Source organism: Microbispora corallina, assembly GCF_016863035.1.
In the GTDB taxonomy this organism is placed as follows: domain Bacteria; phylum Actinomycetota; class Actinomycetes; order Streptosporangiales; family Streptosporangiaceae; genus Microbispora; species Microbispora corallina.
This window is the reverse complement of the sequence record NZ_BOOC01000002.1, coordinates 14,663-28,652: the sequence shown is the minus strand read 5'-3', so window position 1 is coordinate 28,652 and position 13,990 is coordinate 14,663. Positions and strand designations below refer to the sequence as shown.

The following is a 13,990-nucleotide window of genomic DNA, read 5'->3' as shown; positions in this document are numbered from 1 at the left end:
CCGCTCGATTGGCGCGGCGATTTCAGGCATGCACGCGTGTCCCGTTCGGATTAATGTGCCGCACATGCACCCCCTGATCCGGCATTTCCGCTCGCTGCCCACGGTCGATCTCCTGATCGGAGCGGCCGTCATCGCCCTCGGCATACTCGAGGCGTTCACGGTCGCCACCTCGTACGGCGCGACCGAGAACCCGGAGCTGTGGTGGGTGGGCCAGGCGATCGTGACGGGCGTCCTCGTCTGGTACCGCCGCCGGGCGCCGATCGCCGTCTTCATCCTGATGATCCTCGCCCAGTACGCGTGGCACCGGCAGGGCCACGAGCAGTGCCCGGTGTGGCAGCTGGCCGCGCTCCTCATCGTCTTCCACACCATGGGCGCGCACCTGCCGCTGAAGCCCGGCGGCGCGTGGGCGGTCACCGGCATCCTCGTCTTCGACTCGGGCGCCGTGGACCACCGGTTCCTCCCGTTCGACGAGGTCATCTTCCTGACCGTGATCTTCGGCTCGGCCTACGTCACGGGGCTCGCCCTCCGGCGCTACCTCGTCCGGGTGCACCGGATGGCAGAGCGGGCGGCCCGCATGGAGATGGAGCGCGAACGGCGGGCCACCGAGGCCGTGGCGGCCGAGCGCACCCGCATAGCCCGGGAGCTCCACGACGTCGTCGCCCACAGCGTGAGCATGATGGTCATGCAGGCGGGCGCGCTGCGGCGGACCCTGGGCGTGGCGGACGAGACGAACCCCGGGCAGGTCGCGGTCCTGTCCGGCATCGAGAGGTCCGGGCGCGAGGCGGTCGAGGAGCTGCGGATCATGCTGGGGGCGCTGCGGATGCCGCAGGAGGAGGCGCTGCCGCAGCCCGGCCTCGACATGGTGTCCAACCTGATCTCCACGGTCGGCACCTCGGGCCTGCGGGTCTCGCTCGCGGTCGAGGGCGACCCCGTACGGCTCCCGCCCGGCCTCGACCTGTCGGCGTACCGGATCGTTCAGGAGGCCCTCACCAACGCGGTGAAGTACGCGGGGGAGTCCGAGGTGCGGATCCGGGTGGCCTACCTCCACGACTCGCTGGAGGTGGAGGTCGCCGATAATGGCCAGGGCGCCGGACCGGCGCTGTCCACCGGCAACGGGCTCATCGGGATGCGCGAGCGGGCCGAGCTGTTCGGCGGCTCGCTGGAGGCGGGCCCGCTGCCGCAGGGCGGCTTCCGCGTCCGCGCGACGCTGCCGATCCCCAGGGGAGTCCCGATGAGCGAGGCCACGAGTTGATCGACGGCACCGGTTCCATGAGCTCCGCCGGCTCCCTGCGCTCCATCCGCATCGTGCTCGCCGACGACCAGGCCATGATCCGGGCGGGCCTGCGCATGGTCGTGGAGAGCGAGCCCGGCATGGAGGTCGTCGGGGAGGCCGCGGACGGCGCCGAGGCGGTGGCGGTCGCCACGCGCGTGCGGCCCGACGTGGTGCTCATGGACATCTCCATGCCGCGCATGGACGGCCTCACGGCCGCCAGACGGCTGCTCGACTCCCCGAACCCGCCGAAGATCATCATGCTCACGACGTTCGACACCGACGAGAACCTGTACGCCGCGCTGCGGGCCGGGACGAGCGGGTTCCTGCTCAAGGTGTCGCCGCCCGAGCAGCTCGTCGAGGCCGTCCGGGTGGTCGCAGCAGGGGACGGCCTGCTCGACCCCGCCGTCACGACGCGGGTCATCGCCTCGTTCGCCGGGCGGCACGAGCCGGTCCGCCCGCCGCAGCTGTCGGAGCTCACCCCGCGCGAGCTGGAGGTGCTGCGGATGCTCGCGAGGGGCCTCACCAACGCCGAGATCGCCAAGGAGCTCTTCGTCGGCGAGGCGACCGTCAAGACCCACGTCGCGCGCGTGCTCATGAAGCTCGGCCTGCGTGACCGCGCTCAGGCGGTCGTGTTCGCGTACGAGTCGGGCGTCGTCACCCCGGGCACCGGGCTCGGGTAGTACGACGCCCACGCCCGGTCGCCCATGCGCAGGATCTTGAGCCCGAGGTAGCCGAGCACCAGGAGGTTGCCGCCGCTCCAGAGGAAGCTGAGCGGCCCGTAGTCCATGACGTACGGCGAGATCCACACGAGCGCGCCCGCCGCCGGGAACCACCAGCGGACGAACCCCGCCCTGGTCAGCGCGACCATGATGAGGATCAGGCCGAGTGGCCCGAGGAAGACCCACGGCATCTGGAACGAGAACACCACGCCGGGCAGGTCGAACACCTCGTTGAACAGCTTCTCGGCCTGGTCGGCCGGGTAGTGCCGCCCGAACCACCACTCGACCGCGTCGCCCATGAGCAGGGCCGACAGGTTGATGAAGCCGAGCGCGGCGAACAGCCCCCCGATGTGCCCGAGGACCACGCCCCGCCGGCGGGTCAGGTGCAGCAGGCCGAGGGCGGCGAGCGGCAGCAGGACCCAGCTCCAGTGGTAGAGGGCGGACTGCAGTTGCGCCATCGCCGGGTTGATCGCGAACGTCGCGACCTCCCGGTCGTCGTCGCTCCACGTTCCCGGGTCGACGAGCGTCGCGGTGAGCTGGAACAGGGGCGAGACGATCAGCGCGGCGCCGATCGCGGACCGCCGGAAGCCGGCGGCGTCGGTCAGTTTGAACATCGGGTCCCCTCAGGCGGTCGGCCGGACTGGTGCACGGGCGGGCTGTACGACCGGGGACCGTAGGCGGGCGGTCCGGCGCGGCTCGTCCGCCGCTCGGGTGATTCGTCCTCACCCGCTGGATCGACTTATCGCCAGAAGGACACCTTTGTGTATATTTTCCGGAAGACGGCTCACGGAACGGGAGATATTTCATGAAGGCCTTCCCGTCGGTCCTGTTCGACGAGGCGCACAGCGAGGCGTGGACCACCAGGCGCGAGGTCGCCGAGGCCATGAATCCCGCGCACCCCGACGACAACAGCTACGCGGAGGCCGCCGGCGTCCTGCGGCGTCTCGGGCACACCGTCGCCGCGCACGTCGAGGGCGAGGTCACCCCGGGCGTGCTGGAGGCGAGCGACGTGTTCGTGGTCGCGCACCCGTCCGGTGAGCGCTGGGAGCGGACGACCGGCGGCAGCCCCGTCTTCTCCGTCGCCGAGATCGACGCCGTCGAGGCGTACGTCGCGGCCGGCGGCGGGCTCGTCGTCCTCGCCGAGTGCGAGCAGGAGAAGTACGGCACCAACCTGGCCGAGCTGCTGGCCCGGTTCGGCGTCGCCGTCGAGCACGCGACCGTCCAGGACCCCGCGAACTGCCACAACGGGGTCGCGACGTGGGTCCTCGGCGTCCTGGCCGACGGCCAGACCCGGGAGATCACGACGGGCCCCGGCGGGACCCGTCAGGACCTGCTCGCCGAGGTCCGCCAGGCCTGCTTCTACCGAGCCGGGACGCTCACCGCGCCCGGGGACGCGACCGTCCTGTTCTCCACGTCCCCGACCGCCGGCCCTGCCGGCCGCCCGCTCGCGGTGGCCCTGCGGCACGGCCACGGACGGGTCGTCGTGCTGGCCGACTCGGACCTGTTCGGCGACGACTCGATCGCCGACTACGACCACGGCCAGCTGTGGGCCAACCTCGTCACCTGGGCCGCCCGCGTCCCCGAGCACGCCTCGTCCCGGACCGCCGGCCGGCCGGAGGCCGAGAGGGCGGCTGAGGGGGCGGCTGAGGGGGTCGCCGAGGGCTTCGCCGTCCTCAAGGCCGCCGTGGAGCGGCTGCGGCCCCTGCAGGCCAAGGACGGCTCGATCACGGGCGACAAGGACCTCGCCGTCGAGCTGATCGCGGAGGTCTCCGACCGCGTCGTACGGCTCGCGCCGCACTTCCCGCACGACCGGGAGTACCTCGACGCCGTCGCCGCCGACCTGCGCAGGTGGGTGTCCGACGGCCTCGGCGTGCCCGACTTCCTCGACTCGCTCAACGCCTTCCACCCGGACACGCAGCGGGAGGACGGCCTGGAGCACCTCGTCGTGTTCCCGATGTACACCCAGAACGGCAACCCGAACCGCAACCTCGAGGCCGTCTGGATCCGCGTGGTGTGGCCGGACTGGCTGGCCGAGCTGGAGCGGGGCGGCTACGACAACCCGATGTTCGTGCCCATCGCGTTCGAGGACTTCACCTCCGGCTACGACACGAACTCGGCGGTCCTGTTCCCCGAGACCGTCGCGGTCCGGCAGACGCCGCCGCGGTTCACCTGGGGCGGCATCTTCTGCGACCGGGAGGCCGCGCGCTTCCGGGCGGTGAGCGAGGCGGCCGCCGCCACGCTCAAGCTGGCCCTCCCGCCGGACGCCGCCCGGCTGCTGGCCTCCCAGGACCTCGCCCAGGACACGTTCGTCCTGTGGGACCTCGTCCACGACCGGACCCACAGCCACGGCGACCTGCCGTTCGACCCGTTCATGATCAAGCAGCGCATGCCGTACTGGCTGTACTCGCTGGAGGAGCTGCGCTGCGACCTCACCGCGTTCGGCGAGGCCGTGAAGCTGGAGGTGGCGGGCGTGCCGCACGCGCGCTACGTGCAGTACGCCATCCTCTTCGACCGGCTCTTCCGCTTCCCGATCACCGGTGAGCGGGTGCGCAACTACGACGGCCTCGGCGGCCAGCTGCTGTTCGCGTACCTGCACCGCAAGGGCGTCGTCCGCTGGACCGACAACCGGCTCACGATCGACTGGACCCGGGTGGCCGACGCCGTCGCCGACCTGCGCGGCGAGGTCGAGACCCTCTACCGGGACGGCATCGACCGTTCGAAGATGGCCCACTGGCTCGCCGCCCACCGGCTCGTCGCCGCCTATGTGGAGCCCCACCCGGCGTCCGTGTGGCACCAGGGGGTCCAGGCGCTGCCCACCGAGCAGAAGGCCATGGTGGACGCCGTACTGCCCGACGAGTTCCCCCTGAGCATGTTCTACGAGGCGCTGCGCCGTAAGCTCGCCGACGTGGTCGAGTCGACCAGGGGCATCCGGGCCTGAGACCCGGACGCCGGCGCGGAACCCGCGGGCGGCACGGACGCATACGGACGCATACGGACCGATACGGACGGGAACGGACGGACGATGAGCAGAGTGATCCTGGTCACCGGGGCGGGCGGCCCGACCGGCGAGGCGGTGACCCGGAGGTTCGCCGAGCTCGGCGACACCGTGATCGGGGTGAACCGGACCGGTGAGGGCGGCGCCGTCGCCGTCGACCTCCTCGACCGGGACGCCGTACGGGAGCTCGCCGGGCGGATCCAGGCCGAGCACGGCCGGGTGGACGGCGTCGTCCACCTCGTCGGGGGCTGGCGGGGGTCGAAGACCTTCGCCGAGACCTCCCTGGACGACTGGGACGCCCTGCACGCCCTGCTGATCCGGACGCTGCAGAACGTGTCGCTCGCGTTCGAGCCGCTGCTGCGGGCCAGCGACAACGGCCGGTTCGTGATCGTCTCGGCCCGGGCGGCGCAGAAGCCGACCCAGGGCAACGCGGCGTACGCGGCGGCCAAGGCGGCCGCCGAGGCCTGGACGCTGTCGCTCGCGGACGCCCTCGACGGCACCCGGTCGGCGGCCGTGGTCCTGGTGGTCACCGCGCTGGTGCACGATGGGATGCGGGCCGCCAACCCGGATAAGGCGTACAAGACGTTCACCGACGTGAAGGACCTGGCGGCGGCCGTCGCGGGACTGTGGGACGAGGAGCCGGGGGCCGTCAACGGGCGGCGGATCGACCTCACGCCCTGAGACCGCCTCGCGATTCCGTCGGGAGCCCGCTCCGGACGGCCAGGCCCTCGGACGGATGGAGAGATTTCGTGACAACGGATGCCGTGCGGCGGCACGACCCGGCGACCAAGGCGTTCGCGAGCGACAACTACGCGGGGGTGCACCCCGAGGTCATGGAGGCGATCGCCCTCGCCAACGGCGGGCACCAGGTGCCCTACGGCGACGACGTCTACACCGAGGCGCTTCAGGGGATCTTCCGGGCCCACTTCGGGGAGCAGGCCGAGGCGTTCCCGGTGTTCAACGGCACCGCCGCCAACGTGGTGTCGCTGCGGTCGATGTGCGCCCATTGGGAGGCCGTGGTCTGCCCGGAGACGGCGCACATCAACACCGACGAGGGCGGCGCCCCCGAGGTGACCGGCGGCCTGAAGCTGCTGCAGGTGCCCACCCCGGACGGCAAGCTCACGCCCGAGCTGGTCGACCGCCGCGCGTGGGGCTTCGGCGACGTGCACCGCGCCCAGCCCAAGGTGGTGTCGATCTCGAACGCCACCGAGCTCGGCACGCTCTACACGCCGGCCGAGATCAAGGCGGTCGCCGACCACGCGCACGAGCTGGGGATGTTCGTCCACCTCGACGGCTCCCGGATCACGAACGCGGCGGCCGCCCTCGACGTGCCGCTGCGGGCGCTGACCACGGACGCGGGCGTCGACGTGCTCTCGTTCGGCGGCACCAAGATCGGCCTGATGTTCGGGGAGGTCGTGGTCGCGCTGAACCCGGCCGCCGCCCACGGCCTGCCGTACCTGCGCAAGACGAGCATGCAGCTCGCCTCGAAGATGCGGTTCGTGTCGGTGCAGTTCGAGGCGCTGCTCGGCGGCGACCTGTGGCTGCGCAGCGCGCGGCAGGCCAACGCGATGGCGCGGCGGCTCGCCGACGGCGTGCGCGACATCGCCGGCGTGACGCTGCCGCGCCCCGTCGAGGCGAACGCGGTCTTCGCGATCATCCCGGCCGACGCGGCCGACCGGCTGCGCAAGCGGTTCCGGTTCTACAACTGGGACGAGCAGATCGGCGGCGGCCTGGTCGAGGTCCGCTGGATGTGCGCCTACGACACTACCGAGGAGGACGTCGACGCGTTCGTGCGGGCCGTCGCCGAGGAGTTCCGCGCCGCCTGACGGACTCTCTTACTGGGAAGCCGTCTCGCCGCGGCGACGGCGCGGTGTCGGCGCGGTGACGCCGCGGTGACGGCGCGGTTCGGGAAACGCGGTACGGGCTCAGGCCCGTACCGCGACCGGACCCGCGACCCGACCTGGCGGGCAGACCTGACGGCGGGGTCTAGCCGACCGGCGTCTTGAGGATCGACGGCAGCGGCTGCGCGCCGCGCTGGGCCAGGAAGCCCTTCATCAGCCGGATCTCCGCCGTCTGGCCGTCGACGATGTGCTGGGCCAGGTCGCGCACCTCGGGCCGGTCCGACAGCCCCAGCAGGGCCTGGGCCATCTCGACCCCGCCCTCGTGGTGGCGGATCATGAGCTGCAGGAAGAGGATCTCGGCGTCCTTGCCGGTGGCGGCCCGGAGCCGGTTCATCTCCTCCTCGGAGGCCATGCCCGGCATCGTCCCGGCCGTCACGCCGGTCATCCCCGCCGCGCCGTGACCGTGACCCCCGGCCATCCACGCCATGACGGGCTGCGTGGACCCCTGGTCGAGCCCCCACTGCTGCAGCCAGCCCATGAAAATTCCACGCTGCGCGCTCTGCGTCGTGATGATGTCGTACGACAGTGTGCGCAGCGGGCCGTCGGAGGTCTTGTCCCGCACGATGAACGACATCTCGACGGCCTGGGCGTGGTGGACGGCCATGTCACGGGCGAAACCGGCCTCGGGCGAGGTGTCGCCCGGGGTCCCCGACCTGGTCGCGAACACCACCACGAGAACGGCCGCCACGAGGACGGCGACTGCCCCCAGGACCGGGAGAGTCCTGCGGGGGCGCTGGGCGGTGTCCACCGGGACACCGGTATCGGTGCTCATCGCAGCACAGGCTACCCGTCGACGCTGTCAGGCCCGCGTCAAAGCATCACCTATACCCACTATTCTCCATACCGCAGCGGGGGAGTCGGAGATCGGTGCTTGGAGGATGGATGACGAAGGAGAAGGCGCAGGCGAGGCGTGAGAGTCTCGCCCGCATGCGCGCCGAGCAGAAGCGCAAGGAGCGCCGCGCCGCGCTCCTGATGTGGGGCATCGGCGGCCTCGTCATCGTCGTGCTGATCGCGCTCGTCGGCTTCTACGTCGTGAACGACCGCTCGCAGAAGTCGCTGAGCGCGGTCAAGACCTACAACTACAAGGGCTCCGAGCACACCTGGAACCCGGTCAAGTACAAGGAGACCCCGCCGGTCGGCGGCCAGCACAACTACTACTGGCAGAACTGCGGCATCTACGACAAGCCCATCCACAACGAGCACGGCGTCCACGCCCTGGAGCACGGCGCGGTGTGGATCACGTACCAGCCCGACCTGCCCAAGGCCGACGTCGACAAGCTGAAGAGCCTCGCGTCCGCCGATTACATGCTGCTCAGCCCGTACCCGGGCCTGCCGGCGAAGGTCGTGGCGAGCTCCTGGAACCACCAGCTCACGCTGACCGGCGCCGACGACCCGCGCCTGCCGGAGTTCATCAAGAAGTACAAGCAGAACCCGACGTACACCCCCGAGTTCGGCGCGGCCTGCGACGGCGGCGTGGGCACCACGCAGGACCAGCCGCTCCCGCCCGAGCCCAGCGCCACGCCGAGCACGACGGCCATGCCGAGCGCCTCGCCAGCGGCCTCCTGACGTCCCCGTCCGTCCGGCGGGTCGCGCGCGGCGCGGCCTGCCGGCGGACTGATGGTCGGATCCGTCGGACGGTTGTCGGACGGCCGGCAGAGGGTCAGGGCACGAGCATGCGGTCCACCGGGACGGCCTCCAGGCCGTGGGCCTCGGCCACGGGCCGGCTCGTCAGGTGGCCCTCGTGGGTGTTGAGCCCGCGTGCCAGCGCGGGGTCGGCCGTCAGCGCCTTCCGCCAGCCCAGGTTCGCGATGGCCAGCGCGTACGGCAGCGTCACGTTGGTCAGCGCGTACGTCGAGGTGTGCGGCACCGCCCCCGGCATGTTGGCCACGCAGTAGAACACCGAGTCGTGCACCCGGTAGACGGGGTCGGCGTGCGTCGTCGGGCGGGAGTCCTCGAAGCAGCCGCCCTGGTCGATCGAGATGTCGACCAGCACCGAGCCCTTCTTCATCCGCGCGACCAGGTCGTTGCTCACCAGCGTCGGCGCCTTGGCGCCCGGCACCAGCACCGCCCCGATGACCAGGTCGGCGTCGACGACGGCCCGCTCGATCTCGTACGCGTTGGACGCGACGGTCGTGCAGCGTCCCTGGTAGAGCAGGTCGGCGTCGCGCAGCCGGTCGACGTTCCGGTCGAGCAGCAGGACGTCGGCCTGCATGCCGATCGCGATGGCGGCGGCGTTCATGCCGGACACGCCCGCGCCGATGACCACGACCTTGGCCGGGTAGACGCCGGGGACGCCGCCCATCAGCACGCCGCGCCCGCCGCCCTGCCGCATCAGGTGGTAGGCGCCCACCTGCGGCGCGAGCCGTCCCGCGACCTCGGACATCGGCGCGAGCAGGGGCAGCGTCAGGTCCGGCTTCTGCACGGTCTCGTAGGCGATGCCGGTCACGCCCGCGTCCAGCATCGCCCGCGTGCACGCCTCCGACGCGGCGAGGTGGAGGTAGGTGAACAGCACCTGGCCCTTGCGCATCCGCTGGTACTCGGGCTGCACCGGCTCCTTGACCTTGAGGATCAGGTCGCCCTCGGCCCAGACCTCGTCGGCCGAGCCGGCGATCACGGCGCCGGCGGCCGCGAAGTCCGCGTCGGGGATCGAGGAGCCGGTGCCCGCGTCCCTCTCGACGAGGACCTGGTGGCCGTTCCTGACGAACTCGTTGACCCCCGCCGGGGTCGCCGCGACCCGGTACTCGTGGGTCTTGATCTCCCGGGGAACTCCGACCTTCATGCCTTCACTCTCTGCGCGTTGCCTCCGCGCGGCATCGAGCACGGCGCAACCATGTGGCCGGGATTCATGACAAATTGTCAAGAAAGCAGCGTGCTGGCTGTCTCTTGACTGGTCGATTACCCGCCGTTGGCATACCTCGGTAGGCTCTGCGAGCGATGGCAGGGATCGAGGTGGGGATGCAGAACGCGCCCATTCCGGGGGACGAGGAGCTCGGCCTCCCCGGTGGAGCCGCCCTCCCGGAGGCGCCCCCCGGCGCCCCCGGAGACCCGGTCGCCCTGGTGGATCCGGTGGATCCGGTGGATCCGGCGAGCCCGGTCGCGGATCCGGCCGCAACCCCCGGCGCCCCTCCCGGACCGCCCCAGGCGGGCCGGGGGACGACGATCGCCCTCGTGGCCGCGCTGGCCATGGTCGTCGTGATGTCCGGCGTGCTCGGCGCGGTGGCCGTGGTGATGACCCGCAACCCCGACGCGCCGCCGCTGTCCACGACGCAGGTGCGGCGCCTGCAGACGCCGATGCACCTGGCCCCGGTGACGGGGGTGCGCCCGGCGCCCTGCCCGGACACCGACGGCGTCCCCGACGACAAGAACACCACCTGCTACCAGCTCGACCCCGGCGTGAACGTGACCACCGTGCAGAAGGTCGAGGCGCTGCCCGAGCGCGACGGCACCTACTCGGTGCGGGTGGTCCTCGCCCCGTCCAGCCAGGAGCAGGTCGCGAAGCTGACCCATGACACGGTGCAGCAGCAGCTCGCCATCGTCGTGGGGGACAAGGTGGTCGCCGCGCCCCGGGTGGCCCAGGAGATCACGCAGGACAGCCTGAGCATCGCCGGGTTCACCAAGGAGCAGGCGGACGACCTGGTCGCTCTCCTCGTCGGCACCGCCGCGCCCCAGCCCGGGCCGAGTCAGCCGCCGGCCACGCAGCCGGGGACGACACAGCCGGGGACAGCCCAGCCGGGCACGACGCAGCCGGGGACGACCCAGGGGCAGCAGCAGGCGACCCAGCAGCCGGTCCGGACGCCGCCCGGCGTCACCAAGCCGGAGAGCCTGACCACCACGGGCGCGTCGTCGCGGGACGGACAGGGGGCCAAGTCCCAGGGATGGCGCAGCGGGAACACCATGCGGTTCCCGGACTGCAAGGCGGCCAACGCCGCCGGCTACGGGCCGTACACCAAGGGCATCCACCCGGAGTACTACTGGTACAAGGACGTCGACAACGACGGCGTGGCCTGCGACCCCGACGACCTGTGAACCCGGGTCCCCGCTGCAAGCGGGGGTCAATCGGCGTGCAAGGCGGCCCGCCTACCGTACGAACGTGTCCAGACGAATCCTCGCCGGCGCGGCCGTGACGGCCGTGGCCGCCGCCCTGCTGCTGCCCTCGGCCCCGGCGTCCGCCCAGGCGGCGCCCGCGCCGGCCAAGACGGCCAAGAAGCTGTTCGCCGCGTGGCTGCGCGGCGACCGCGCCGCGGCCACCCGCGTGGCCTCCCCGGCCGCGGTCAACACGATCTTCGCCTATCCGTACCGCGCGCCGGACGGGTTCGCGGGCTGCTCGGGCCACTCCTGCCGCTTCACGCACACCAGCGTGCGCGTGCCGGGCGGGCTCGACGGCATCCTGATGATCGTGTCCGGTTCGAAGGTCGCCAAGGTCTACGAGTCGCGCCACATCACCAAGCCCTCGGCCGTCGCGGCGTACTTCTTCGGCGCCTGGAAGGCGAACGACCGCAACCGGGCGCTGGAGGTGGCGCGGAGCGGCGCCGTGACGACCCTGTTCCGGGCGAGGTTCGACCCGCACGGCGTCGCGTACACCTTCCAGGGCTGCAACCCGGAGAAGAAGGGCTACGGCTGCGCCTACTCCTACGAGGGCGGCGCGATGTTCCTGCACGTGCGCGGCTCGAAGAGCGCCGGGTACGACGTGCGGTCGGTCGGCTTCATCGCCGACTGAGACCCGCCCGTCCCGGGCCTCACGCCCGTGCGGGCGCGAGGGCGACGTCCTCCGGGCGGATCGGGACGCGCGGCAGCTCCAGCCCGGTGGCGGCCCGTACGGCCGCCGCCACGGCCGGGGTGGACGACAGCGTCGGCGGCTCGCCCGCGCCCCGCAGCCCGTACGGCGCGTGGGGGTCGGGGTTCTCCAGGATCGACAGCCGCATCGGCGGCATGTCGAGGATCGTCGGGATGAGGTAGTCGGTGAACGACGGGTTCAGCACCCGGCCGTCGCGCACCTGGATCTCCTCCATCAGCGCCAGTCCGAGTCCCTGGGCCGTGCCGCCGTGGATCTGGCCCTCCAGCGCGAGGGGGTTGAGGATCTTCCCGACGTCCTGGACGGCGGCCAGCTCCACGACCTTCACCAGGCCCAGCTCGACGTCCACGTCGACGACGGCCCGGTGGACGCACAGCGCGAGCTGGGTGTGCGAGTCGCCCTGCCCGGTCACCGGGTCGAGGGGGTAGGTCGGCCGGTGCCGGTACTCGCGGGTCTCCTCCACCGGCCCGGACCGCTCCAGCAGCTCCTCCAGCGACAGCTCCGGATGCGCGGCCCGCAGGCCGTCCAGGCGTTCCCGCACGGCCTCGCAGGCCGTCTTGACCGCGCCGCCCGTCACGTACGACTGGCGGGAGGCCGAGGACGACCCGGCCGAGCCGACGGAGGTGTCCGCGGGGGCCACGGTGACCGTCTCGATCCCCAGCTCGGTGCGGGCGATCTGCGCCTGGACCGTGACGAGGCCCTGCCCCACCTCCGCGGCGGCGGTGTGCACGAGCACGTGCGGCTCGCCGCCGATCAGCTCCACCCGGACCCTCGCGGTGGAGTAGTCGTCGAAGCCCTCGGAGAAGCAGATGTTCTTGATGCCCACGCCGTAGCCGACGCCGCGGCGCACGCCCTCGCCGTGCGTCGTCTGGGCGACCCCGCCGGGCAGCGCCCGCAGGTCCACCTCGCCGGAGGCCTCCTCCGGCATCGGCATCGCGGCCAGGCGCTCCAGCATCTCGGCGAGCGGCGCCGGCGTGTCGATCAGCTGTCCGGTGGCCAGCCGGGAGCCCTGCGACACGGCGTTGCGGACGCGGATCTCGACGGGGGACAGGCCGCACGCCTCGGCGAGCCGGTCCATCTGCGACTCGTACGCGTAGCAGGCCTGCACCGCCCCGAAGCCGCGCATCGCCCCGCAGGGCGGGTTGTTCGTGTAGACGCCGTACGCGTCGATCCACACGTTGCCGACCTCGTACGGCCCGACGCCCAGCGAGGCGGCGTTGCCGACGACGGCCGGGGTGGACGAGCAGTAGGCGCCGCCGTCCAGCAGGATCTCTGCCCTGACGTAGACGAGCCGCCCGTCGGCCGTGGCGCCGTGCTCGTAGCGCATCCGGGCGGGGTGGCGGTGGACGTGCCCGAAGAACGACTCCTCCCGGCCGTACACCATCTTGACCGGTCTGCCGGTCCGCAGCGCGAGCATCGAGGCGTGGATCTGCATGGACAGGTCCTCGCGGGCGCCGAAGGCGCCGCCGACCCCGGCGAGCGACAGCCGCACCTTCCCGGGCGGCAGGCCGAGGCAGGGGGCCACCTGGCCCTGGTCCACGTGGAGCCACTGGGTGGCGATGTAGAGGTCGACGCCGCCGTCCTCGGCCGGCACGGCCAGGCCCGACTCGGGCCCGAGGAACGCCTGGTCCTGCATGCCGACCTCGTACTCGCCGGTCACCACGACCTCGGCCTCGAACGTCGAGCCCACCCGGACGGGCTGGTGCCGCACCACGTTGCCGCGGGGGTTCACCTGCGGGCAGGAGGGGTCGAACGCGGCGCGCCGGGGGTCCACGACCGCCTCGCGCACCTCGTACTCCACCACGATCGCGGCGGCCGCCCGCCGGGCCGTCTCGGGATGGTCGGCGGCCACCACCGCGACCGGCTCCCCCTGGTAGCGCACCTGGTCGATCGCGAGGACCGGCTGGTCGCGGTGCTCCAGCCCGTAGAACTTCTCGCCCGGCACGTCCTCGTGCGTGAGCACGGCGAACACGCCCGGCATCGCGAGCGCCGGGCCGACGTCGACCGAGCGGATCCAGGCCGAGGGGTGCGGGCTGCGCAGCGTGGCGCCCCACAGCATCCCCTCCAGCCACAGGTCGGAGGAGTACGCGAACTCGCCGGTCACCTTCAGCGTGCCGTCGGGCCGCTGGGCGCTCGCGCCGACGCCCGACCCGCTTCCCGAGCGCCGCTCCGTCTCCGTCGTCATCCGCCGCTCCACCAGCTCCGTCCCGGTTTCGCTGGCAGTACATCAACCCGCGCCGGCCGTGAGCCATCGGCGGCGGCATGAAAGCGAGCGGCCGCCCGTGTCCCCGCTTGTAGGTTTCTCCAAAT

12 protein-coding genes are annotated in these 13,990 nt (G+C 72.2%); 8 read left to right on the top strand and 4 right to left on the bottom strand.

What is annotated here, in order from left to right; translation table 11 throughout:
* Window positions 1-64: 64 nt before the first annotated feature.
* Together Mco01_RS02290 and Mco01_RS02285 are read left to right on the top strand one after the other, a co-directional pair.
* Window positions 65-1,252: a sensor histidine kinase gene (locus Mco01_RS02290; protein WP_204055240.1), complete on the top strand. Its 1,188-nt coding sequence runs from the start codon at window positions 65-67 to the stop codon at window positions 1,250-1,252.
* A 17-nt stretch (window positions 1,253-1,269) separates the two neighbouring features.
* On the top strand, window positions 1,270-1,953 hold the full coding sequence (locus Mco01_RS02285) for a response regulator (RefSeq protein ID WP_204055239.1): 684 nt from the start codon (window positions 1,270-1,272) through the stop codon (window positions 1,951-1,953).
* Here Mco01_RS02285 and Mco01_RS02280 read toward each other — a convergent pair.
* The gene (locus Mco01_RS02280; RefSeq protein WP_204055238.1) at window positions 1,893-2,606 is read right to left on the bottom strand and encodes a hypothetical protein; all 714 of its coding nucleotides are present in this window, start codon (window positions 2,604-2,606) and stop codon (window positions 1,893-1,895) included. The two genes, Mco01_RS02285 and Mco01_RS02280, sit on opposite strands and share 61 nt — an antisense overlap.
* A gap of 191 nt (window positions 2,607-2,797) precedes the next feature.
* Here Mco01_RS02280 and Mco01_RS02275 point away from each other — a divergent pair, with 191 nt between their 5' ends.
* The 3 genes from Mco01_RS02275 (at window position 2,798) to Mco01_RS02265 (ending at window position 6,813) form a co-directional block, all read left to right on the top strand.
* On the top strand, window positions 2,798-4,930 hold the full coding sequence (locus tag Mco01_RS02275; RefSeq protein WP_204055237.1) for a DUF6421 family protein: 2,133 nt from the start codon (window positions 2,798-2,800) through the stop codon (window positions 4,928-4,930).
* Between the two features lie 84 nt (window positions 4,931-5,014).
* Window positions 5,015-5,668, top strand: coding sequence for an SDR family NAD(P)-dependent oxidoreductase (locus Mco01_RS02270; RefSeq protein ID WP_051457890.1), 654 nt, complete (start codon window positions 5,015-5,017; stop codon window positions 5,666-5,668).
* Window positions 5,669-5,736: 68 nt separating this feature from the next.
* On the top strand, window positions 5,737-6,813 hold the full coding sequence (locus Mco01_RS02265) for a threonine aldolase family protein (RefSeq protein ID WP_239103273.1): 1,077 nt from the start codon (window positions 5,737-5,739) through the stop codon (window positions 6,811-6,813).
* Between the two features lie 160 nt (window positions 6,814-6,973).
* On the opposite strand, the gene Mco01_RS02260 is transcribed toward Mco01_RS02265, so the two are convergent.
* Entirely contained in the window at window positions 6,974-7,660 is a 687-nt protein-coding gene (locus Mco01_RS02260) for a DUF305 domain-containing protein (RefSeq protein WP_204055236.1), read from the bottom strand.
* 110 nt (window positions 7,661-7,770) lie between these two features.
* Here Mco01_RS02260 and Mco01_RS02255 point away from each other — a divergent pair, with 110 nt between their 5' ends.
* Entirely contained in the window at window positions 7,771-8,454 is a 684-nt protein-coding gene (locus Mco01_RS02255; protein WP_204055235.1) for a thioredoxin-like domain-containing protein, read from the top strand.
* 94 nt (window positions 8,455-8,548) lie between these two features.
* Here the strand turns inward: Mco01_RS02255 and ald are convergent, their stop codons facing one another.
* Window positions 8,549-9,667 carry an alanine dehydrogenase gene (ald, locus tag Mco01_RS02250; protein WP_204055234.1) on the bottom strand — a complete coding sequence of 373 codons (1,119 nt, stop codon included), beginning with the start codon at window positions 9,665-9,667 and terminating at the stop codon, window positions 8,549-8,551.
* A gap of 155 nt (window positions 9,668-9,822) precedes the next feature.
* On the opposite strand from ald, the gene Mco01_RS02245 reads away from it, so the two are divergent.
* Together Mco01_RS02245 and Mco01_RS02240 are read left to right on the top strand one after the other, a co-directional pair.
* Window positions 9,823-10,914, top strand: a complete 1,092-nt coding sequence (locus tag Mco01_RS02245; RefSeq protein ID WP_204055233.1) for an excalibur calcium-binding domain-containing protein — start codon at window positions 9,823-9,825, stop codon at window positions 10,912-10,914.
* A gap of 64 nt (window positions 10,915-10,978) precedes the next feature.
* On the top strand, window positions 10,979-11,605 hold the full coding sequence (locus tag Mco01_RS02240; protein WP_204055232.1) for a hypothetical protein: 627 nt from the start codon (window positions 10,979-10,981) through the stop codon (window positions 11,603-11,605).
* A gap of 19 nt (window positions 11,606-11,624) precedes the next feature.
* Here Mco01_RS02240 and Mco01_RS02235 read toward each other — a convergent pair whose 3' ends face one another.
* Complete coding sequence (locus Mco01_RS02235; protein WP_204055231.1) at window positions 11,625-13,865, bottom strand: molybdopterin cofactor-binding domain-containing protein; 2,241 nt, start codon at window positions 13,863-13,865, stop codon at window positions 11,625-11,627.
* Window positions 13,866-13,990: the final 125 nt, after the last annotated feature.